General features: G+C 40.2%; 20 protein-coding genes and 1 pseudogene. 19 read left to right on the top strand and 2 right to left on the bottom strand.

All coding sequences use genetic code 11. The annotated features are described in order from the left end of the window. The 12 genes and pseudogenes from Q0F90_RS01415 to Q0F90_RS01360 form a co-directional block, all read left to right on the top strand. Positions 1–264: pseudogene (locus Q0F90_RS01415) on the top strand (nickel ABC transporter, nickel/metallophore periplasmic binding protein); the annotation flags it as partial. Positions 265–398: 134 nt separating this feature from the next. Next, a complete protein-coding gene (gene opp1B / locus Q0F90_RS01410; RefSeq protein WP_296002566.1) occupies positions 399–1,334 on the top strand; it encodes a nickel/cobalt ABC transporter permease in 936 nt (311 codons plus the stop codon). 3 nt (positions 1,335–1,337) lie between these two features. Continuing rightward, a complete protein-coding gene (gene opp1C, locus Q0F90_RS01405; RefSeq protein ID WP_296002559.1) occupies positions 1,338–2,162 on the top strand; it encodes a nickel/cobalt ABC transporter permease in 825 nt (274 codons plus the stop codon). After that, on the top strand, positions 2,159–2,986 hold the full coding sequence (locus Q0F90_RS01400; RefSeq protein WP_296002556.1) for an ABC transporter ATP-binding protein: 828 nt from the start codon (positions 2,159–2,161) through the stop codon (positions 2,984–2,986). The genes opp1C and Q0F90_RS01400 overlap by 4 nt, the downstream gene beginning before the upstream one ends. Then, complete coding sequence (locus Q0F90_RS01395) at positions 2,983–3,762, top strand: ABC transporter ATP-binding protein (protein ID WP_296002554.1); 780 nt, start codon at positions 2,983–2,985, stop codon at positions 3,760–3,762. The genes Q0F90_RS01400 and Q0F90_RS01395 overlap by 4 nt, the downstream gene beginning before the upstream one ends. 177 nt (positions 3,763–3,939) lie before the next feature. Then, on the top strand, positions 3,940–4,800 hold the full coding sequence (locus Q0F90_RS01390) for a polysaccharide deacetylase family protein (protein ID WP_296002550.1): 861 nt from the start codon (positions 3,940–3,942) through the stop codon (positions 4,798–4,800). A gap of 8 nt (positions 4,801–4,808) precedes the next feature. Then, the gene (locus Q0F90_RS01385; RefSeq protein ID WP_009352619.1) at positions 4,809–5,303 is read left to right on the top strand and encodes a molybdenum cofactor biosynthesis protein B; all 495 of its coding nucleotides are present in this window, start codon (positions 4,809–4,811) and stop codon (positions 5,301–5,303) included. A 220-nt stretch (positions 5,304–5,523) separates the two neighbouring features. Then, on the top strand, positions 5,524–5,976 hold the full coding sequence (locus Q0F90_RS01380; protein WP_296002544.1) for an Rrf2 family transcriptional regulator: 453 nt from the start codon (positions 5,524–5,526) through the stop codon (positions 5,974–5,976). A gap of 63 nt (positions 5,977–6,039) precedes the next feature. Beyond that, positions 6,040–7,428: a cytochrome ubiquinol oxidase subunit I gene (locus Q0F90_RS01375; RefSeq protein ID WP_296002541.1), complete on the top strand. Its 1,389-nt coding sequence runs from the start codon at positions 6,040–6,042 to the stop codon at positions 7,426–7,428. After that, the gene (gene cydB / locus Q0F90_RS01370; protein WP_296002537.1) at positions 7,419–8,438 is read left to right on the top strand and encodes a cytochrome d ubiquinol oxidase subunit II; all 1,020 of its coding nucleotides are present in this window, start codon (positions 7,419–7,421) and stop codon (positions 8,436–8,438) included. The genes Q0F90_RS01375 and cydB overlap by 10 nt, the downstream gene beginning before the upstream one ends. A gap of 250 nt (positions 8,439–8,688) precedes the next feature. After that, positions 8,689–12,330, top strand: coding sequence for a thiol reductant ABC exporter subunit CydD (cydD, locus tag Q0F90_RS01365; protein ID WP_296002534.1), 3,642 nt, complete (start codon positions 8,689–8,691; stop codon positions 12,328–12,330). A gap of 211 nt (positions 12,331–12,541) precedes the next feature. Continuing rightward, positions 12,542–13,711 carry a hypothetical protein gene (locus Q0F90_RS01360; protein ID WP_296002532.1) on the top strand — a complete coding sequence of 390 codons (1,170 nt, stop codon included), beginning with the start codon at positions 12,542–12,544 and terminating at the stop codon, positions 13,709–13,711. Between the two features lie 76 nt (positions 13,712–13,787). On the opposite strand, the gene Q0F90_RS01355 is transcribed toward Q0F90_RS01360, so the two are convergent. Further along, positions 13,788–14,372 (bottom strand): DUF805 domain-containing protein, encoded by a 585-nt coding sequence (locus tag Q0F90_RS01355; RefSeq protein WP_296002529.1) that lies wholly within the window; start codon positions 14,370–14,372, stop codon positions 13,788–13,790. Positions 14,373–14,393: 21 nt separating this feature from the next. Beyond that, complete coding sequence (locus Q0F90_RS01350; RefSeq protein WP_296002526.1) at positions 14,394–15,227, bottom strand: pyridoxamine kinase; 834 nt, start codon at positions 15,225–15,227, stop codon at positions 14,394–14,396. Positions 15,228–15,361: 134 nt separating this feature from the next. Here Q0F90_RS01350 and Q0F90_RS01345 point away from each other — a divergent pair, with 134 nt between their 5' ends. The 7 genes from Q0F90_RS01345 to Q0F90_RS01315 form a co-directional block, all read left to right on the top strand. Beyond that, complete coding sequence (locus tag Q0F90_RS01345) at positions 15,362–16,294, top strand: ABC transporter permease (RefSeq protein WP_296002523.1); 933 nt, start codon at positions 15,362–15,364, stop codon at positions 16,292–16,294. After that, on the top strand, positions 16,287–17,186 hold the full coding sequence (locus Q0F90_RS01340) for an ABC transporter permease (protein WP_296002520.1): 900 nt from the start codon (positions 16,287–16,289) through the stop codon (positions 17,184–17,186). Before Q0F90_RS01345 ends, Q0F90_RS01340 begins: the two co-directional genes overlap by 8 nt. Then, positions 17,186–18,166 (top strand): ABC transporter ATP-binding protein, encoded by a 981-nt coding sequence (locus tag Q0F90_RS01335; RefSeq protein WP_296002514.1) that lies wholly within the window; start codon positions 17,186–17,188, stop codon positions 18,164–18,166. Before Q0F90_RS01340 ends, Q0F90_RS01335 begins: the two co-directional genes overlap by 1 nt. Then, the gene (locus tag Q0F90_RS01330; protein WP_296002509.1) at positions 18,166–19,113 is read left to right on the top strand and encodes an ABC transporter ATP-binding protein; all 948 of its coding nucleotides are present in this window, start codon (positions 18,166–18,168) and stop codon (positions 19,111–19,113) included. The genes Q0F90_RS01335 and Q0F90_RS01330 overlap by 1 nt, the downstream gene beginning before the upstream one ends. A gap of 12 nt (positions 19,114–19,125) precedes the next feature. Further along, positions 19,126–19,944 carry a serine hydrolase gene (locus Q0F90_RS01325; protein ID WP_296002506.1) on the top strand — a complete coding sequence of 273 codons (819 nt, stop codon included), beginning with the start codon at positions 19,126–19,128 and terminating at the stop codon, positions 19,942–19,944. Further along, positions 19,941–21,542, top strand: a complete 1,602-nt coding sequence (locus tag Q0F90_RS01320; RefSeq protein WP_296002503.1) for a peptide ABC transporter substrate-binding protein — start codon at positions 19,941–19,943, stop codon at positions 21,540–21,542. Before Q0F90_RS01325 ends, Q0F90_RS01320 begins: the two co-directional genes overlap by 4 nt. 56 nt (positions 21,543–21,598) lie before the next feature. Then, a partial coding sequence (locus tag Q0F90_RS01315; RefSeq protein WP_296002498.1) for an LD-carboxypeptidase occupies positions 21,599–22,112 on the top strand: 514 nt, incomplete at its 3' end.

Genomic DNA, 22,112 nt, shown 5'->3' with positions numbered 1-22,112 from the left:
GTATATGGTGACTTTGCAGCTCAACAAGGCTTATCTGATAAAGCTGAAATCGATGCAGCTATTACAGAAATCTTAACGTCTACGGATGAAACAAAACGTAAAGACTTGTATAAATTCGTATTAACTCGTCTCCATGAAGATGCTGTTTACATTCCATTGACCTATGAAACTAATAAAGCTATCTATAATAGCCGTGTTCAAGGTGTACACTTCATGCCAACACAATATGAAGTGCCATTCAAAGATATGTCTTTAAGTAAATAATCTTACCCGTAGAATTGTTGAGGAAGTTCTTTTGATAGTAATATCTTTAGTTTCCTTATATAGATACAGTTAGAGCTTATATTAGGCTATTGTAGTTTTCTACAATAGCCTAATTCACATGTAAAGGAGTTTATATGATTGGCTATATTGTACGGCGTACATTGACTGCTATTCCTTTGATGTTAGCAATTTCCTTTGTATGCTTTGTATTTATCAATTTGATACCTTCTGATCCAGCAGAGGTAGCTTTACGAGTTCGTCAAACCCCTGTTATTACACCAGAGATTGTAGCTCAAGTTCGATCTGAGCTTGGTTTGGATGAACCGTTTTTAGTTCGTTATTGGCATTGGCTTGTAAGCTGCTTGCAACTAGACTTTGGTGTTAGTTACGTTAACCCCACACGCACTGTATTGAGCGAATTTGAGCGTTCTTTACCTGCCACATTGGTATTGTCCTTAACATCTCTCATTTTTGTTATTGGCTTAAGTTTACCAATTGGTTTCTTCTGTGCCGTATACAAGGATGGTTGGTTTGACCGTATTATGCGTGGCTTTGTATTTATTACTACATCCATGCCGGCATACTGGATTGGTTTGCTTTTGATTTGGGTGGTAAGTATCAAGCTAGATTTATTACCTACCAGTGGTAGTGCAACGTGGAAGCACTTAATTTTACCGGCTTTCACAGTTAGCCTCACCTATATTTCTACCTATATTCGTTTGATTCGCAATAACATGCTAGAAACGATGAAGGAGGATTTCGTTACTTACGCAACTGTGCGTGGTGTGAAGCGTCATATCATTTTAACAAAACATATTTTGAAGAATTCCTTACATACCTGTATCGTTGCTATCGGTATGAGTATTCCTCAATTGATTGCAGGTACTATCGTTGTAGAAAACGTATTTGCTTGGCCAGGGTTAGGACAGCTATGTATTAGCTCTATCTTTAACCGCGACTATCCAATTATTCAAACCTATGTATTATTTATTGGTTTCTTGTTTGTTGTATTTAATTTACTATTTGATATTATCCAACATATTGTGGATCCACGTTTGAGAGAGGAGTAACCTATGATTGCCTTATTAATGCGCAGCAAAATGGTCGTAGGTCTACTGTCCTTTGTGGGGATTATTGCTTTAATCGGCATATTCGCACCTTGGATTGCTCCTCATGACCCTTATGCGAATGATATTTTAATTAAGTTTGCCCCGTATTCCTTGGATCATCCGTTAGGCACTGATCACTTAGGGCGCGATATTTTATCTCGTTTGATTTACGGCATTCGTCCAACTTTGTTCTTATCTCTATTAACTATGTTAGCCACAATTAGCCTGGGTGCTATTATGGGCCTTCTATCCGGTTACTTTAGAGGTATCGTAGACGAAGTTATCATGCGCGTCGTAGATATGATGTTATCCTTCCCAAGCCAAATCATGATCTTTGCTGTTATTGCTTTGCTTGGTGTAGATGTACAAAATATTATTATTGCCAACGTTATTATTAAATGGGCATGGTATGCGCGTATGATTCGTACTAATGTAATGAAGTATCGCGATCGTAACTTTATTTTGTATTCCCGCTGTATCGGTAGCAAAGAGTCTTACATTTTAGGTCGTCACTTGTTGCCTAGCATTGCTTCTGAAATGGCAGTGCTTGCTAGTCTTGATGTAGGTTGGACGATTATCAACATTTCTACATTATCCTTCCTAGGTCTTGGTATTCAAGCGCCATTACCTGAGTGGGGGGCTATGTTGAATGAGGCGAAAAATGTATTGACTGTAAATCCTATGCAAATGATTGCGCCAGGTGTGTCCATCGTAGTTCTCGTATCTGCCTTCAATCTATTAGGCGATGCGATTCGTGATGCGTTAGATCCGAAGGAGGTTCAATCGTGAGTCATATAATCTTAGATGTTAAGAACCTTCATATTACCTTTGAACAACCGAAGGTGAGTAAACAAATTTTAGAGGATGTATCCTTCTCTGTGAAGGCAGGTAAATGCCTAGGGATTTTAGGTGAGTCTGGTTCTGGTAAAAGTATGACGACAAAGGCTATCTTAGGGCTTTTAAATCGAGACTTTAAAATTTCTGGTAGTGCTACCTTTGAAGGCAACGATTTATTGCAGATGGGGGATGGGGAACTTCGCACATTGAGAGGTTCTGCTATTGGCATGATTCTCCAAAACCCTATGACCTGCTTTGATCCTTTGTATAAGATTGGGAATCAAATCTATGAAACCTTTGATGCTCATGGCATTTATCCTCGTGATCAATACAAAGCAGAGGCTATCAAGATTTTAGAGAAGATGCGTATTCATGATCCAGAAGGGGTATTACAAAAATTCCCTCATCAATTATCTGGTGGCATGTTACAGCGCGTTATGATTGGTATCGCTATGAGTATGAATCCTCGCTTACTCATTTGTGATGAGCCAACAACGGCGATCGATAGCATTACGCAATATGAAATTATTAAAGAGTTCCAACGTATTAAGGCTGAAAGCAACGTAGGGATGCTCTTTATTACTCATGATGTAAGTGTTATCTCCCACATTGCGGATGAGATTATTGTACTTAACAAAGGGAAGCTTGTAGATCGAGGTCCTTTCAGTGAAATCTTGAAGAACCCTAAAGATCCATATACAAAATTATTGATTGAAAAGAAATTGGCCGTTGCAGATCATTATAAATCTGTATTAGCTGAAGGAGGTGCACGATGATAAAAGCAAATAATGTATGCGTGCATTTCCCAAAAGAGCAAGGCAATTTTATCTTTAGAAAAGAGTATCAACAAATCCTTCACGATGTGAGCTTTACCGTAGAAAAAGGGGAGTGCCTCGGAATCCTTGGTGAGTCCGGCAGTGGTAAAAGTACGTTAGGCCGTGTCATGTGCTCCTTGTTAAAACCATTTAAAGGCTCTATGGAAATCGATGGTTTAGATTTATACAATAGTAAAGAATCTTTAGCGCCCGGTACATTAGCTGTAGTATTCCAAGATTATACGACCTCTGTTAATACACGCTTTACAGTACGGGATATTATCAATGAATCTTTTATTGTATTGAAACGTCGTACAGGGGAAACTATTGATGTTAATGCAGAATGTATTAAACTATTAGAACTAGTTGGTCTTAACGAAGACTTCTTATATCGTTATCCACACCAATTGTCTGGCGGTCAGCTACAACGTGTTTGTATTGCTAGAGCTATTGCAGTAAAACCGCAGATTATTCTCTTCGATGAGGCTATTAGCTCTCTCGATGCACATACACAGGTGCAAATCATGGACTTATTAAAGGAAATTAAAGCTATGTATGGCTTTACCTATGTCTTTATCACTCATGATTTGCCATCTGTTACATATCTTTGTGATCGCGTACTATTCCTGTATAAAGGTGTAGTAGAGGAAATCTTGCCTGTCGCACAAATTAGTGAAGCAAAAAGTGAATATGCACAAAAATTATTGCATTCAATTCTAGATATTAAGCATAATTAATTATGCTTAAGCTTAAGATTAAGATTCAATACAGTTAATCTGCCCATAAACTTACAAATCCCTCATAAGATATTTCATAGATTTCTATGATAATCTTGTGAGGGATTTTGTTGATAATACCCATATATTTATGGTATTCTCATTGTGTATGTAATTAGATGGGAGTGATTGTTTTATATGTATAAATATGGCAAGTGCTGTATTAAAAAGTTGTTATATGTCATTATTGTATGTATTGCAATATTAGCAGTCTCCATTGGGGTTATGTGGGGATTATCTGCTGATTATAAATTATATGGTGTACCGGTATTAAATTATCACCAGATAAATGATGAAAAGCATTCTGCCTTAACACTGCATGTAGATCAGTTTAAGGAGCAGATGGAATATCTTCATAATCATGGGTACAACACGATTACCTTGGATCAGCTATATGACTATTTGCAAAATGGTACAGAATTACCGGATAAGCCAATTGTAATCACCTTTGATGATGGGTATGTAGATAATTATAAACATGCCTTACCTATATTAAAGGAATACAATATGAAGGCTACCTTGTTTATGATTAGCGATGCGGCTAATACACCTGGTTTTGTTAGTACGGAACAAATGCGTCAAATGGAGGCAGCTGGCTTTGACATTCAAGGTCATACGAACCACCATAAAATATTAACGCATATGGACCCAACAGAATTACCGGATGCAATCCTTGGTGGTAAAACATCTATGGAAGGTATTTTAGGGGAGCCTATTGTTTATTTAGCCTATCCAGGTGGTTTTAACGATATGCTCGTTCAGTATGTTACAAAAGAATCTGGTTATAAGATGGCTTTCACCGTTCAACCAGGTACCGTTAAGCCTGGGGATAATCTCTATGCCTTAGATCGATTAGCCATATTCCAAGGTGATGCACCATATTTATCTTTCTGGTTGCGTTTACATTGCGCACCGCTTATTAAGTATTCTTGGGCATTGCGTGATACATTACGCGATCACGGATGGCCAACCTTGGCATCTATTTTGCCTTTATTTTAGGAGGAATTATGTCTTACGAAGTTGTAGCTAGACCATTACGTGTTGCAGTATTAACTGTTTCTGATACTCGTACATTAGAAACTGATAAAGGTGGCAATAAGGTTCAAGAGTTTTTAGAGCAAGCCAATCATATTGTGGCAGAACGTAAAATTGTTATTGATGATTATGATTCTATTAGAAATGCCATGATTCCATGGTGTAATGATGAATCTATTGATGTGATCATCTCCACTGGGGGCACAGGGATTGCTATGCGCGATGTGACAATTGAGGCTGTAAATAGCTTGTATGAAAAGCATATTCCTGGCTTTGGTGAAATATTTAGATATCTTTCCTACACAGAAGATATTGGTACAAAAGCGATGGCTTCTCGTGCAGAGGCTGGGGTGAACAATAATACATTGATGTTCTCCGTCCCTGGTTCTGTAGGTGCTGTGACATTGGCTATGAGTAAACTCATCATTCCTGAAATGGCTCACCTTGTTCGAGAAATCACAAAATAATATATTTAGACTGCCCATTCGTGGGCAGTCTTTTTTGATAATAGCTTTCATAAGAATATATTTAGAATATAAAAATATTCAGATAACACCTAGTTAATAAGCTTAAAACCTATATATGTTAATTCTCAATAGATAAAACAATACCATTGCAGTATTGTTTTATTTCGATTATACTAGATTTAGTAATACGTTTGTCCGAGTGCACGAGAAAGGAGACCTTATGAAGTTAAATCAGGCCACGGATTATGCATTTCGCATGGTCTTACATATGGCGCTGTTACCATCGGGAACGAAGATAACGGGTGCTGTATTGGCTGAGCGGGAATTGATTCCAGAACGATTTTTGCTCAAGATTATGCGTAGTCTCATTGCAGCGGGGATTATGAAATCCTTCCGTGGTGTAGATGGTGGGTTTGCCCTCAATCGAGACCCTCAAGAGATTTCATTGCTCGATGTAATTAGAGCGGTAGAAGGGGATGCGTATTTACAACGGTGTTTATATGATGCAGGTTCTTGCTCTAAATCTTGTAAGGGGCATTGTGCTATCAATGAAGCAATGGGAACGATTCAACACCAATTGATTAATCAGTTGAAAGGGGTTAACTTTAAAATCCTTGCTCAACGTGAACAGATTATTGGGACTGAGTCATTACCATTTTTACAAGCGCAATGATACAAGGTTTTTTGTAAAAGCTCGTCAAGTGATGTAAGTTTTTTATTCTAAGGAGGAAAACACATGTTTGAAGCTGTAGATTTAGCTCGATTACAATTTGCGCTAACATCTATCTATCACTGGTTGTTTGTGCCGTTCACACTAGGCATGACAGTGATTGTCGCTATCTTAGAGTGGACATATGTGTCTACAGGTAAAGAAGTGTACAAAAAAATGGCAAAATTCTGGGGCAAATTGTTCCTAATTAACTTTGCCATGGGTGTGGTAACTGGTATCGTTCAGGAATTCCATTTTGGTATGAACTGGGCAGAATATTCTCGTTTTATGGGTGACATTTTCGGCGCTCCATTGGCCCTTGAAGCATTAATGGCATTTTTCTTGGAATCTACTTTCATGGGTGTTTGGATCTTCGGTTGGGACCGTTTAAATAAAAGCGTTCACGCCCTCGTAGCTACGTTGGTAGCATTAGGTACAAACCTATCTGCGTTCTGGATTCTCGTAGCGAACTCCTTCATGCAACATCCTGTAGGCTTTGTATTGCGTAATGGCCGTGCAGAGATGGAAAACTTCCTGACAATTGTTCAAAATGGCTATGTACCTGGCCAATTCTTCCATATTGTGTTGAATGGTCTATTAACAGCAGGCGTAATCATTATGGCAATCAGTGCATGGCACTTATTACGTAATAATGCGACAGATTTCTACCGTCGTTCTGCTAAATGGGGTATGGTTATTGCCCTTGTATTCGGTACTTTAGGTGCAATGGCAGGTCATCACCAAGGCCAATATATTACAAAAGTACAACCTATGAAAATGGCTGCTATGGAAGCTTTGTGGGAAACACAAGACCCAGCTCCATTCTCTTTAGTGGCTAACATCGATACTAAGGCTCAAAAGAACACAAGCTCTCTTGAAATTCCTGGTGGCTTGTCCTTCTTGACTCAAAACTCCTTCACTTCTGGTAAAGTAGAAGGTATCAAAGATCTTCAAGCTAAAGCTGAAGCTCAATACGGTCCTGGTAACTATATTCCAGACGTTCCAGCAATCTTCTGGACATTCCGTATCATGGTTGCAGCTGGTTCCCTTATGTTACTTGTTGCATTCGTAGGTCTTATCCTTAATGCAAAAGACAAACTTGTTGAAAATCGCACATTCTTGAAAATTATGTTCTGGATGTTGCCATTACCATTCATTGCTCATTCCACTGGTTGGTTTGTTGCTGAAGCAGGCCGTCAACCATGGCTTGTATATGGCTTACAATTGACTGCAGACGGTGCTTCTAAATCCGTTACAGCTCCAGAAATTATGACTACAATCATCGGCTTTACACTTGTGTACATCGTAGCAGCTATCGCGGCTATCTACCTTGCTGTAGAACACATTAAAAAAGGTCCAGATGGCAACCCATCTCACGATGTAGTTGAAAAAGAGGAGGCGAGATTATGGAATTAATTTTTAATAACCTTGAAGTGGTATGGTTTATCTTAATTACTGTACTATTCGCTGGCTTCTTCTTATTAGAAGGTTTTGACTATGGTACTGGTATTTTGTTACCATTCATCGGTAAAACTGACGTTGAACGTCGTCAAATGATCAATGCCTTAGGTCCTGTATGGGACGGTAACGAGGTATGGATGATTACTGCAGGTGGTGCATTATTCGCATCCTTCCCTCATGTATATGCTACATTGTTCAGTGGTTTCTACTTGGCGTTATTCTTGATGCTTGCAGCGCTTATCATGCGTGGCGTAGCATTCGAGTTCCGCTCCAAAAGCCCTAACTTGTTATGGCGTAAAACTTTCGACTACTGCATCTTCTTTGGATCCTTGATTCCTGCATTATTGTGGGGCGTTACTGTTGGTAACTTGATCCAAGGTACGCCAATCGATGCAAGCATGACGTATGTAGGCACATTCTTTGATTTGTTAAGCCCATACACCGTGCTTTGTGGCATCGCTTTCATCTTGGTATTTACATACCACGGTGGTTTGTTCACTTCTATCAAAACTGCTGGTGCTGTTTCTGAACGTGCTCGCGCAGCTTCCTTGGTAGTAGGTGTTCCTACAGCTATCGGTGCATTAGCATTGGTAGGTGCAACGTATGTATTTACAGATTTGTTCAACTCTGTATTGGCAATTGTTTGCTTCGCGTTGGCAATCGTGTTCTTCCTCATTTCTTGGGGTGCAGCACGTACTCGTAATACAAAATGGGGCTTTGTATTTAGCTCCTTATCCGTTATCTCTGTAACGGCTGCTTACTTTGCTGGTTTGTTCCCTCGCATCATGGTTTCTTCCTTGAATCCTGAGTGGAGCTTAACGATTACAAATGCAAGTAACTCTACTTACACATTGACATTGATGACTTGTGTAGCCTTTATATTTGTGCCAATCATATTGGCTTACCAAATCTGGGTATACTGGACATTCCGTCATCGTGTAACAGAAAAAGACTTACACTATTAATAGAATAGCTTTATGACTCTGGTGAGTTGTAAAAATTAGGTCTCAATGTGAGGCGTGCCGTAGCGGCACGCCTCTTTTTTGTGGTAAGATGAATATAATATTGATAAATTTAGATTCACTTGGATTCATACAAATTCAATTTGGCTAACTCAGTGTATTTTTGTCTAAGCTTACGTAAAGTAAGGTTGGGTAGTGGTGTTTAAATTTATTTGATTTTATATATTTTATTAGATTTACCATAGGGGATAATATGATACAGCGTACCGCTTTCAAAGCGTTGCTAGAACATAAAGGACAGCTAATACTATTAGGTTTAACCTGCTTAGTAGAGAGTCTGTCTATTGTTGGGCAAGCCTGGTTCTTTGGAACCTTAATTAATAATTTTATATTTTTAGAGCATACCTTAGCGGATGAGATAAATACCATCATCTATTTGGGTATTGCCATTATTGTGCGATTGTTGGCTCATTATATACAAGAGGCTGTAGCAAATCGTTTGGGTAGTGCTGTGAAAGCATCTTTTAGAGAGCATGCCTTAGAGCATATGTTTAAGCTTGGTGTACAACATAAGGAGCGTCACGGTGATGTCATTCATTTGCTTACAGATGGTTTGGAACAAGTCGATGCATATGTAGCTCGCTATATTCCTCAAATCTTATACGCCATTATGATTCCTCTTATTATGGGGATTGCTATCGTAGATGCACTACCGATTATCGGGATTATCTTAATTGTTACGGTGCCATTGATTCCATTCTTTATGATTTTAATCGGCAAGCAAGCTGATCGATTGAATAAAGAACAATGGGAACGGATGAGCTTTTTATCGGGCCATTTTCTCGATGTGTTACAAGGGATCACGACATTAAAACTATTTGGTCGTGCAAAGGATCAAATTAAAGTTATTGGTCGCTTATCTGAGGAGTTTAAGGATTCTACGTTAAAAGTATTGCGCGTAGCGTTCTTATCGGCATTAGTGTTGGAATTAGTAAGCACCATTAGTACGGCCTTGATTGCAGTATATTTAGGCTTAACCTTGCTAGATGGTGAAATAGGCTTCTTCCCGGCGTTCTTTATTTTGCTCTTAGCACCGGAGTTTTATACACCTTTTAGACAGTTGGGCGCTGCTTTCCACACGGGTATGGCGGGTAAAACTTCAATTCTAAAATACGAAGACTTTATGAATCGTGAACCATCCTTACCTGTTGGTGGGGCCATAAAATTAGATGGTTCTGTAGAACAGATTGAAATTAAAGATTTAACTTTTACCTATAAGAATAGTGATAATGGAGTTCGGAATATAACGCTTGAGGCTAGACGTAATGCACCTATTATGCTCGTTGGTGAAAGTGGGGCCGGCAAGTCTACTATTGCACATATTGTAGGTGGGTTCTTGCAAGCGCCACGTGGTACAGTGACAGTAGATGGTCATGATGTATGTGATCTTGATATTGATTGGTGGCGTCAACAAATTACCTATGTATCTCAACATCCACATATTATGAAAGGCACCTTGCGTGAAGTATTATCCTTTGGCATGGATGTAAAGGATGAAGAGATTCTTGCTGCTTGTAAAGAGGTACATCTCCTAGATGTTATTAATCGTCATGCTGAAGGCCTTGATGCGGTTATCGGCGAAGGTGGCTTAGGTCTTAGTGGTGGTGAGCGTCAACGGGTTGCCTTGGCACGTGCTTTCTTGCGAAAGGGGCAGGTGCTGATTCTCGATGAAGTTACGGCCCATTTAGATGTAAAAACGGAATCTATCATCAGTACAGCTATTCAACGATTGATGCAGGATAAGATTGTCATCATTATTGGGCATCGCTTACAAACGATGCACTGGGCTTCTAAACTATATGTTTTAAAACAAGGTGTCATTATTCAACAAGGCTCTTATGAAGAGCTAGTTGCTGTAGATGGTTATTTTAAAGACCTCGTGACGTCTGGATTAGGACAATTCTCTTTTGCTATAGAAGAAGAGTTGAAAGCTGGTAAACTTTCGACTGTGAAACCTATAGATGTTACTGATGAGGCTCAGAAACAGGAGCGTATTAATGATACTAAGAAACAGGAGAGTGTTAATGCTGCTCAGATACCAGAAAGTATTTCTGATGCGGTAACAAAATCTTCTACGTATGATAAACAGGCTGTGAATAGCTCTACCATGGGGTTACAAGGTTGGAAGTTATTATTCTCTGTTCTAAGTCCAGCTAAGTGGTCCTTAGTGTTGGCGTTACTATTTACATTCCTAACGGTCTTTATGAATGTTGGTTTGCTAACGGTTTCATCTTGGTTATTAGCATCGGCCGCGTTACAACCAGGTCTTACTTATTTAAGTCTTGCCATCGTTGGGGTTCGATTTTTTGGTGTTAGTCGTGCAGTGTGTCGCTACTTTGAGCGCTACACATCGCATCGTATGGCATTCCAAGGCCTCTATGGTTTGCGTCTGTGGTTCTATGCACATTTAGAGCCATTAGCACCAGCTATTCTAAAACGCTTTGGTGCCGGTGATATGCTCGGTCGCATTATGGGGGATATAGAGGTATTACAATTCTTTTACTTGCGAACCCTGATTCCACCTGTAGCAGCCGTTGCTTTAACTGCATTAGTTGCTTATGGTGCATCTACGATTGATGATAGCTTGGTAATGCCAATTATATTGGCTGCTGTTGTTTTAGGATTAGTATTGCCATTAGTTGTTTACGCCCATAATAGGCAATCTCTACGTGCTATTGGACCTCAACAAGGGGACTATAAAGCACTGTTAAGCGATACTATGGATAGCCTTGAAGATGTTATTAGCTATGGCAATGAAAGTCTTGTATATGAACGAATTCAACATATGATGAGACATGTTGATAGTCATAAAGGAACTATTGATCGGGGTATGAACTTAGGAAATACATTATTCCTTGGTGGCGTTCAGTTGACTGTTGTAGTCGTAGCAATTATGGCTGCTAATGCATTAACAGGGGCGTGGGCTAGTGTAATGGTGGCGGTGGCTGCTATTGGGACGCAGGCTTGGTTTGAAGCGTTACAACCGATGATTGCAGCTGTTCATCACGGTGCTGAAAGTAAAGTAGCTACCAGCCGTCTTATAGCACTTGCAAATGAGCCATTACCAGTTGTGGAACCATTAGAGCCTAGGCCGTTTAACCCAAATGGAGATATTACTTTTACAAATGTATCCTTTGGCTATGATAAGGGCCATACCATCTACGAAAATCTCAGACTGGATATTAAACAAGGACAATCGATTGCCATCGTGGGGGCTAGCGGTTCCGGTAAGACTACATTATTTAATATGCTAGAACGACTATATGATTATAACGGCTCCATCCATGTGGGGGATGTAGAATTAAAGGATATTTCTATTGATACTTGGCGTAATGCATTAGGGACTATTACGCAAGATACTTATATTTTCCATGCATCCTTTGGCGATAACATTCGCCTTGCTAGACCTGAAGCAACAGCTGAAGAGTTAGAAGAAGCTATCAATCGTGCATCATTGCGAACTGTCGTAGATAAGCTATCCAATGGTATACATACGATTGTTGGTAGTGGTGGTCATGGCTTAAGTGGTGGTGAACGTCAACGTGTGGCGTTAGCACGATTATTTTTGCGGAACCCTCAAATTGTTTTATTAGATGAACCACTAGAAGGCTTAGATCAAGTAACTCGAAAAGCTTTGCATCGCGATTTGATGCACTATGTAGAAGGAAGAACCTGCTTATATATTACGCATCAATTAGAAGGTTTAGAGCAAATGGATCGCATATTATTTATGGATAAAGGTGAAATTGTAGAAGATGGCACCTATGAAGAACTCATTGCAATGCGTGGACGCTTCTACGAATATTGCTATCTATCTATGGCAAGTATTCAATAAAAATTAATATCATTAAAAGCATCTATTATAATTATTAAATTATGATAGGGAGTATATTAAACTACAGTAATAAAGCCCCTTTTGCTATGCAAAAGGGGCTTTATGTATGCCGATATTTAATAGTATATGTGAGAGTCTTTTATCGATAAATCATGCAATATATGGTATAATTTTTATGTCGAAAGCTATTTTTCTTACCCTTGGAGGGGTTATGACTAAAATTTTCACCAAATTAAGAGCTTTGGTGGATGAAGCATTATCTGATCGTGAAGCGGCGATAAATAAGGAACCTATTGTAGAAAAGGCTCCTTTAGAAGAAGATTTATTTGACCATCGCTTGCTATATATAGAAGAAGACACCGTCAATCGCATGTTGCGTGCCGCTCTTCGTAACCATTGGTTCTTTTACGCTGTAACATTTGAGTTTGAACCAAATAACCAAATATTCCTATCCATTATTACCAAATGGGGGAATGTGATTAATGTGGAATTCACCTTAGAGGATCTATGGTTTGATGATTACTCATCATCCTTTGCGATTCGTCTCGATACAAATAATATAGATACAGGTGGGTTTATTTTAAACTCCCTCTTACATTTAGTAGGCAATTGGTGCCTCAGCTTATTTGGCGTATTCTTTAATCCTATCGCATTAGGTGAAAAGGGTTCTACTGTACGCTTTGAGAAAAAAGGCATTATCCAATTTGACCTATTACCGAATACACAAGTTAAGAAATTTATACCATTACCGGAACGCCATATTGGTAGTAATGGACCGGTTCTTTTGGGGAACCCTCGTACTAGCCAATCTGTATTACAACTTGATTACTATGCATTCCATGATCCAGTAGATACCTTTACGGTACCAGATGTGCCGACTCGCACTAGTTGGTTACGTTCTATCGATATTGCGGCGGTTCTCTTATTGCCAATCGGTGTATGGATTACCTTTATTATCTTACACCATTACTTGCCGACGGAAACGTTGGAGTTCTCATTCTCCACGTACTTCTTAATTTCCCTAGGGATTTTTATCATTTCCTTCCTAGTTATGAATATTCCGCGGTATTTGTACATGTACTTTGATTCTCGTAAACAGTGGCAAAGTGCGTTTGTACATAATAATATTAAGATTCAAATGCGCAAGCTCCATCGTCGCATCTTCATGCAGCAGGCAACGCTGACCTCTGATTGTGATGAGTGTACTGCTAATGAAAGCCAAGAGCGAATTAAACATTTGTTGTTACAAATTCGGGACAAGCGATTCCTCGCTAATCGACTTAAGATTGCCGATGATGATAGAGCCCGTAAACAAAAGGTTAAGTTTATCATCGCCTATATTGGTTGTACATTAATTGAGTTAATGTTGATTATGAACTAAATGATCTTAACAAAATAAGAAAGAAAAAACGTATCTCTTTTGAGATACGTTTTTTCGATTTCATGATCAAATTTTCTTATCGCTTTTTACGACGTTTACGGACTGTTTTTCTAATTTCCCGTTCTATTTCCGTTTTAGGCTGTTGCATCGATTCATAGGTTGGTCGATTGACAGGCATAAATGGTGGATTACCATATTGATTCGGTTCTGGTTGGCCCGGTAATACCCAGAATAAGAAACCAATGAGCCATATGAAGAGCTCAAGCATGTAGTTGAATGGAGATACAGCAGAGTAGGTGTTAATGAAGATCATAATGACCGACCAGAGAATCCCTGCCCATGCATTAAAACCGATATCGTGAATACGACGACCAAATAAAATGCAAGATAATGGGAATAGGGCAGCTAGTAAAATCCAAATAATAACTCTTGTAAACCAGTATGCTGGTAAAGAGACAACAAAGTCCAAGAATAAATCATCGATATAGTGAACGATGTGGAATAAGATCATCAAAGCAATAAAGCATATGATAAATTGTAGTCGATTTAACCGTCCCGTCAGGTTAAAAATCGATAAGCCCATGCGGCGCCCTTGGAATGCGATGAGCAAACCGATGGCACATATGAGCAGTGTTCGTAATACAACATAGAGTAAATCCATAAGTTCCCCTTTATATATAGCTTATAGTTGAGTTAATTCTGGCAAGACTAACTCAAATGCTACACCATGTTTCATTGATTTTACAGTATCTACCGTAGCCTGAATGGCTTTAGTAGTAAAATTCATTGCCAGTTCTGCCGCATCATAAGGTGAATATCCCCTCATTACTGCACCTGATAATACAGCAGTGAAAATATCTCCGGTTCCTGTTGCTTTCACAGGGACGAGAGGTATAGAGTAAGTTTTTAAAAAGTCTGTAGGACCATCATAGACGGCGATGACCGCATGTGTTTCCGATGGAACACTTGTCATAATAACCATATCAGGCCCCATGTGATGTAATTGTTTACAACGGTCACGTAATTCATCATCACTAATAGGATCTGTAGAAAATGGAATATCTAATAAGAAGCAAGCCTCTGTATAGTTGGGTTTCACAATATGAGCTTTGGATACGAGTTGGCGCATAGCCACTACCATATCAGGTGTGTAGATAGAGTAAAGGCGACCGTCGTCAGCCATGGCTGGGTCGACGATGACCATTTGTCCATTGTTGCCAAAGCGGTCTATTGCTTCCTCTACAAGGTGGATTTGTTCAGGGGATGCCAAGAAACCACTTACAATAGCGTGGAAGTCGATTTCGTTCTTATCCCAGCAGTCCATGAAATCTCTCATATGAGCCGATAAATCTACAAACTCATAATGTGGATACTCCAAGTGATTGCTCAAAACGGCTGTAGCCAAAGGTACCGCTTGGCAGCGCATAGCACTGATGATGGGAATCATAACGGTTAGGGCACAACGCCCGATTGAGCTCATATCTTGAATTGTTAATACTCTAGGTACTGCTGTCATAGACACCTCCAATTAATTATATATTTTATTGTACGTTATGTACGGCTTTCTGTAAATGTAATGATGTTATTCATGAAATTAACTTCATATTGTAGTATAATAAAACGGATAGACTTTTAATGGAGGATAGTGAAATGACAAGGTATGTATTTCGACGCCTAGGTGGCGCAATCATAATCTTATGGGTCATCATTACCGTAACATTTGCATTAATGCATGCAATTCCGGGGGGACCTTTTACAACTGAAAAGAAATTGCCACCTCAGGTGAAAGCAAGTATCGAAGCAAAGTATCATCTTGATGATCCTGTATGGAAGCAGTATGGAGATTATTTAGGTGGTGTTATTACCGGCGATTTGGGGCCATCATTTAAGTATGAAGGTCGTAGTGTGAATGATATTATTAGTGATGCATTCCCCATCTCTGCTCAGCTAGGCTTGTTATCGTTAATGGTAGCAGTAGTGGGCGGTATTACTGCTGGGGCTATCAGTGCCATGCGACCAAATAGTATTGTTGACTATGCTGTAACTGTATTATCTACACTGGGTATTTCAGTGCCTACATTCATTATCGGTGCTGTTCTTGTATATGTAGTGGGCTTTGAGCTTGGATGGTTCCCCGTAGCTTTATGGCGCGGTCCATCTTATATGGTGTTGCCCGTTTTAACATTGGCGGCACAACCGATGGCCTTTATTGCTCGTTTGACACGTAGTGGCTTGCTTGATGTATATCAACAAGAGTATATTCGTACAGCTCGGGCAAAAGGGTTAGATTCTTGGACTATTTTGACTCGCCATGCGCTAGGCAATGCGATTTTACCAGTTATTACGTACTTAGGCCCATTGGCAGCGAGCCTCTTAACCGGTAGCTTTATCGTAGAAACTATTTTTGCCATTCCAGGCCTAGGCCAATATTTTGTAACATCTATTTATAACCGTGATTATACTGTTATTTTGGGCATTACGATTTTCTATAGTGCGTTAGTCGTATTTCTTAATATTTTAGTGGACATGATTTATCCATTAATCGATCCACGTGTGACAACAGAGGAGGGGACAGATGAATAAGGAAGATTTTTTACCTATTGAACGGGCCCCTCAAGAAGAACTGACTAGTTTTATTAAACGCCCTAGTAAATGGGAGCGATTCAAGGTAAATCGCTTGGCTGTAGTCGGGGCAAGCATCATTTTTGTGATGATTGTGTTGGCTATTTTAGGCCCCCTAACTTCACCTTATACCTATGCGGATCAATCCTTGATCGATGCGAACCAAAGTCCAAGCTTTAGTCATTGGTTTGGTACTGATACATTAGGCCGCGATATTTATACGCGCGTTATGTATGGTGCTCGCATTTCCTTAACTATTGGTTTTGTCGCGGCTTTCATCAACCTCGTAATCGGCGTTGCTTATGGTGGTATTGCAGGTTACATGGGTGGCAAGGTTGACCGTATCATGATGGGCATCGTAGACGTTTTGTACGGTATTCCACTCTTGTTATACGTAATTTTGCTAATGGTTGTACTAGGTCCAGGCCTTACATCTATTTTCGTAGCATTAGGCATCGCGTACTGGCTCAACATGGCCCGTATCGTACGTAGCCAAATTTTGAAAGTTAAAAACGAAGAATACATCATCGCTGCAGAGGCCATGGGTATTCCAAAGCATCGCATTTTATTGCGCCATATTTTACCGAACTGTGTGGGGCCAATTATTATTACTTTAACATTGGCCATTCCAGAGGCTATTTTTACAGAAGCATTCCTTAGCTTTATCGGTCTAGGTGTAAATGCACCGATGGCAAGCTGGGGTGTACTAGCTTCTGAAGGGATTAGTAGCATGCGCTCTTATCCATTCCAATTGATTTTCCCTGCTGTTGCCATTAGCGTTACCATGCTTGGTTTCGCATTCTTTGGCGACGGCTTACGCAATGTATTAGACCCTAAGGAAGGAGATAGATAATGAATAACGCAATTGTTGATGTGCGCAATGCATCCATTACCATCGAAACCTTTCAAGGTCCATTACGAGTAATTCGCAATCAAGATATTTCCTTACAACCTGGTGAGATTTTAGGAATTGTAGGTGAATCTGGTTGTGGTAAATCTGTTTTGGTGAATTCCTTAATGGGTTTGTTGCCTTATGGTAAGACTAAAATTAAAGCGGACAAATTCATGATTGATGGTCATGATTGTATAGACTTTACTGAAGAAGATTGGAATGAACTTCGTGGTACTACAGTTGCCATGGTATTCCAGGATCCGATGACCTCTTTAAATCCAATCATGACGATTGGGGAGCAAATGTATGAGGTTATCCATCGTACTAATGCTTACGGTGAAGATTACGATGAAAGAGCTATTGCCATCGACTTATTGAAGAAAATGGGACTTTCTACACCGGAAAGACGTTTGTCTCAATATCCTCACGAGTTGAGTGGCGGTATGCGCCAACGCGTATGTATCGCCATGGCTGTAGCAGGTCGTCCAAAGATTTTGATTTGTGATGAGCCTACTACAGCACTTGATATTACTACAGAGGCACAAATTTTGCGCCTTATGCAAACATTAGCCGTAGAGGCTGGAATTGGTATTATCTTTATTTCTCACAACTTACGCGTTATCGCTCAAATTTGTGACCGCGTTATGGTTATGTATGCAGGTAAATGTGTTGAGTCTGCTACGGTAGAAGGCATCTTTAACGAACCTCGTCATCCCTATACCTTGGGCTTATTACTAGCATTGCCACAAGGTAAATGGCATGGTGAACTCAAAGCCGTTGAAGGTCAACCGCCAGATTTATTTGATTTGCCTCGCGGATGTGCATTTAACCCGCGTTGTAAGTGGGCTATGCGCATTTGTGGTAATCGGATTCCTACGGTTACAAATGTTGGTGAGAATCATCAATTTACATGTTGGTTAGCGAAGTTGGAGGGACTTTAATGAGTTACGTATGGGAAACTGACAATCTCGTTAAAGAGTTCACCCTGTCAGGCGGCTTGTTTAAGCCAAAACACACGGTACACGCTGTACAAGGCGTGAGCCTATATCAATCACCAGGGGAAACCCTTGGTATCGTAGGTGAGTCTGGATGTGGTAAATCTACTTTTGGTTACACCTTGATGGGGTTACATCAAGCTACATCTGGCTCTATTTATATGAATGGTCGCCACATTGATCCTTATGTAGATAGACAAGCTGTTCATCCAGTGATGCAAATGGTATTCCAAAATCCTTATGCATCCTTAAATCCACGACTTACGGTCAATGCTATTTTAGAGGAACCTTTAGAGTTAGATCCAAAGTATACACCTCGTGATCGCGTTATTCGCGTCAAAGAGGTGCTCGACCAAGTTGGATTAAATATGTCCTTTGGTGAGCGTTATGCTCATGAATTATCTGGCGGTCAACGCCAGCGTATCGGTATTGCACGGGCTTTAATTATGCAGCCCCAATGTATCATCTGTGATGAACCGATTTCTGCACTAGATGTATCGATTCAAGTGCAGATTATGACATTGCTTGAACGTTTGCAAGCCGAGCATGGCATTTCGTACCTCTTTATTTCTCATGATTTAAACATGGTGCGCTACATTAGTCATCGCATGGTTGTTATGTACTTGGGTGCTGTTATGGAAGAAGGTCCAGCATTGGACTTGTATGAATTCCCACAACATCCGTACACCCGTGCCTTGACGGCCTTAAATGGCCCAGTTATGCCACATGCACCAATTGGGGCCCCTCTAAAAGGAGACCCACCAAATCCACTAGATCCGCCAAAAGGCTGTTTGTTTAGTGGTCGATGCCCAGAAGCGGAAGGTCGTTGCTTTACAGAGCGTCCACCGCTTCGCGATTGGGCTGATCGCCGCATCGCATGCTGGCACATATAATGGGAGAATAGTATGGAAAAACTAATTGTTGGCAAGTCCTTGGAAAATCAACTTGATACGGTTATCAATGAGTTGGCACCTACAGGGAATATATCCTATGTAGTATTGCAATTTGATGATGAAGAAGAACCGACACTTATCGCATCTAGAGGTGAAAATACAGTTCATTCTAGTGCGAGTTTGATCAAGGTGCTTATCATGGAATATGTCTTTCATTTAGCTCGCACTGAGCAGTTGGACCTTAATGATACGGTACCTTTATCTAAAACCCCACGCGTTGAAGGTGGAGGGGCACTGCAAGAGCTTGTAGCTAAACATAGCTTTACGTATCTTGAGTTATGCCGTCTCATGATGGTGCTCAGCGATAATATTGCGACGAATTTGCTCATCACCGCACTTGGTATGGAAAATATCAATGCTCGTGCAGAGAAACTCGGTGTTGATGAAATCGAACTAAATCGTATGATGATGGACTTTGATGCGTTAGCTGAGGGCCGAGATAATCGTATGACTGCTATGGCCTTAGCTCGTCTTTATAAACACATTTTTGAATATCGTGATAAAGACGCGTATGGCCGTGAGATGTGGAATATTTTAGGACGCCAACAATTCCGTGATATCTTGCCATTTTACTGGGGCGAAGGCATACGCTTTCACCATAAAACAGGTTCCCTGGATCGCGTAGAGCATGATGGGGGCGTGTTAGAAACGTTAAGAGGTCATTTCTGCTTTATCTTGTTGATGAGCGATATTGATAATGACCGCGGTAAAGAGTTAGGCGCTCAAGTTGGGCGCATCATGAAAGAATTTGTAGAGGAAGCATTGCCATGATGGATAAACGAAATTTTTTAAAACTCATGGTCCTTGCTCTAGGGGTGAGTGTGCTCTTGTTTGTATTTGGTTACCCTCGCGGTGTTCAACCAATCGACGAGCATACAATCCGTTATGTTATTGAGCAGGAACCATCCACATTGGATCCCGCAAAGTCTACTACCTCTCCGGAGGCTACGGTTCAACTTCAACTATTTGATGGTCTAGTTCGTCTTAATGATGAAAGTGAACCAGAAGCAGCACTTGCAAAAAAATGGGAAATCTCCGATGATGGTCGCGAGTATACCTTCCATTTACGACCTAATTTGAAATGGTCTAATGGAGAGCCTTTAACGGCTCATGATTTTGAATACGCTTGGAAACGCGTATTAGACCCTGAAGTCCATGCGGACAATGCATATATGTTATATGTATTAAAAAATGGCGAAGCCTTCAATAGTGGCGATGCCCAAGCAGAAGATGTTGGCGTTAAGGCTATCGATGACGATACATTGGTAGTTACCTTAGAAAATCCAACAGCCTATTTCTTAAAATTACTAGCGTCTCATAGTTTCTATCCGGTGAGCAAAAAAGCTGTAGATGCTCATGAAAACTGGGCCGCTAATGCAGAAACTATGGTATCTAATGGTCCATACCGTTTGTTGTCTTGGAAGCATAATGGGGAAATGGATTTTATTAAGAATCCTAACTATTGGGACGCAGAATCTGTGAAAACAGAGAAGATGAACTGGCCTATCAGTGAGTCTCAAAGTACGCGTCTCACTTTAGTTGAAGGTGGCGAAGCTGATATGACTGTTGAGCCTCCAGTAGCTGATCAAAAACGTTTAGAAGAGGCTGGTCTATTACATATCGGCCCTATGCTTGGCAACTATTACTATGTATTTAACGTAAAAGCAGAGCCTTTCACGGACCCAGCTGTACGTAAAGCATTTTCCATGGTTATCAACCGTGCTAACATCGTTAACAATATCGTTCGCGGTGGTAAAGAGGCAGCCTATGCCTTTGTACCGTACGGCATGCTTGAAAGCAATGGTCGTGAAGACTTCCGTGAAGCCGGTAGTTATTTAGTTTACGAAGACGTAGAACAAGCTAAGGAAATCTTGAAAAAGGCTGGTTACGATAAGAACCATCCATTGCCTCAAATTACGATTTTGTATAATACAAGCGAATTACATAAATCCATTGCCGAAGCGATTCAAGATGCATGGGTAAATGCATTTGGCGCAGATGTACGCTTACAAAATCAAGAGACAAAGGTATTCTTGGCAGACCGTGAAGCTGGCAAATACCAAGTAGCTCGCGCTTCTTGGGTTGCTGACTATAGCGATCCGCAAAACTTCTTAGAAGTATTCTCTGCTGAAGACAACGATGGTCAGTACCATAGTGATGAGTACAATGAATTGATTGCACGCATTCGTACAACGCCAAATGGTGCAGCTCGTGACGCATTGATGCATGAAGCAGAAAAGATGATTTTTGATGAATCTCTTGTAATGCCGTTGTACTTCACAACACAACCGTATGTAACGAATGGAACAATTCAAAATTATTTCTGGACTACATTAGGTCTTGTTGACTTTAAAAAAGCATACAAATAAGATACACTTAAGACGTACACTATGTGTACGTCTTTTGTTGTATTTTATGAGGATATATGAACTGGATTGAACCAAAACGTTTAGCACCGGGCATGACCATTGGTGTTATGGCACCTGCCAGTGCAAGCGATGAAGATTTACATAAAATAGAAGAAATTTGTAACTCAAAAGGATATAAGGTACTTTGGAGTGATAGTGTACATCGTAAGGGAATCTATGGTGGTACTCCTGAGGAGCAAGCCGGAGAGTTTCAATATATGATGACTACAGCCCCTTGTGATGCGGTACTAGCTTTGCGTGGTGGGTATGGTACGATGCGCTATTTAGAACAATTAGACTATACAGCCATTCGCAAACATCGTAAGGCTTTTATTGGCTATAGTGATTGTACAGCTCTTCACATGGCTATCAACCGATATAGCCGGCTTATTACGTATCATGGGCCGATGGGCGTAGATTTTAAGCCTGAACGAAAAACAGATATTGATGCCTTGTTTAATACCTTAGAAGGTAAATTGCAAGTCATAGAACCATTACCTGAACCACCTCGTGGCGCCATTGGCACTGAGC

The organism is uncultured Veillonella sp. (genome assembly GCF_934190855.1).
Taxonomy (GTDB): Bacteria; Bacillota; Negativicutes; order Veillonellales; family Veillonellaceae; genus Veillonella.
The sequence above is the reverse complement of the archived record's forward strand: the minus strand, read 5'-3'. Positions and strand labels throughout refer to the sequence as shown.

What these genes read in the sequence shown, in the direction of transcription:
- Q0F90_RS01380 (WP_296002544.1), top strand. Translation starts at nt 5,524, where the DNA reads ATGAAGTTAAATCAGGCCACGGATTATGCATTTCGCATGGTCTTACAT.
- Q0F90_RS01395 (WP_296002554.1), top strand. Translation starts at nt 2,983, where the DNA reads ATGATAAAAGCAAATAATGTATGCGTGCATTTCCCAAAAGAGCAAGGC.
- Q0F90_RS01320 (WP_296002503.1), top strand. Translation starts at nt 19,941, where the DNA reads ATGATGGATAAACGAAATTTTTTAAAACTCATGGTCCTTGCTCTAGGG.
- Q0F90_RS01360 (WP_296002532.1), top strand. Translation starts at nt 12,542, where the DNA reads ATGACTAAAATTTTCACCAAATTAAGAGCTTTGGTGGATGAAGCATTA.
- Q0F90_RS01355 (WP_296002529.1), bottom strand. Translation starts at nt 14,372, where the DNA reads ATGGATTTACTCTATGTTGTATTACGAACACTGCTCATATGTGCCATC.
- Q0F90_RS01385 (WP_009352619.1), top strand. Translation starts at nt 4,809, where the DNA reads ATGTCTTACGAAGTTGTAGCTAGACCATTACGTGTTGCAGTATTAACT.
- cydB (WP_296002537.1), top strand. Translation starts at nt 7,419, where the DNA reads ATGGAATTAATTTTTAATAACCTTGAAGTGGTATGGTTTATCTTAATT.
- Q0F90_RS01330 (WP_296002509.1), top strand. Translation starts at nt 18,166, where the DNA reads ATGAGTTACGTATGGGAAACTGACAATCTCGTTAAAGAGTTCACCCTG.
- Q0F90_RS01335 (WP_296002514.1), top strand. Translation starts at nt 17,186, where the DNA reads ATGAATAACGCAATTGTTGATGTGCGCAATGCATCCATTACCATCGAA.
- Q0F90_RS01390 (WP_296002550.1), top strand. Translation starts at nt 3,940, where the DNA reads ATGTATAAATATGGCAAGTGCTGTATTAAAAAGTTGTTATATGTCATT.
- Q0F90_RS01375 (WP_296002541.1), top strand. Translation starts at nt 6,040, where the DNA reads ATGTTTGAAGCTGTAGATTTAGCTCGATTACAATTTGCGCTAACATCT.
- Q0F90_RS01325 (WP_296002506.1), top strand. Translation starts at nt 19,126, where the DNA reads ATGGAAAAACTAATTGTTGGCAAGTCCTTGGAAAATCAACTTGATACG.
- Q0F90_RS01340 (WP_296002520.1), top strand. Translation starts at nt 16,287, where the DNA reads ATGAATAAGGAAGATTTTTTACCTATTGAACGGGCCCCTCAAGAAGAA.
- Q0F90_RS01345 (WP_296002523.1), top strand. Translation starts at nt 15,362, where the DNA reads ATGACAAGGTATGTATTTCGACGCCTAGGTGGCGCAATCATAATCTTA.
- opp1C (WP_296002559.1), top strand. Translation starts at nt 1,338, where the DNA reads ATGATTGCCTTATTAATGCGCAGCAAAATGGTCGTAGGTCTACTGTCC.
- cydD (WP_296002534.1), top strand. Translation starts at nt 8,689, where the DNA reads ATGATACAGCGTACCGCTTTCAAAGCGTTGCTAGAACATAAAGGACAG.
- opp1B (WP_296002566.1), top strand. Translation starts at nt 399, where the DNA reads ATGATTGGCTATATTGTACGGCGTACATTGACTGCTATTCCTTTGATG.
- Q0F90_RS01350 (WP_296002526.1), bottom strand. Translation starts at nt 15,227, where the DNA reads ATGACAGCAGTACCTAGAGTATTAACAATTCAAGATATGAGCTCAATC.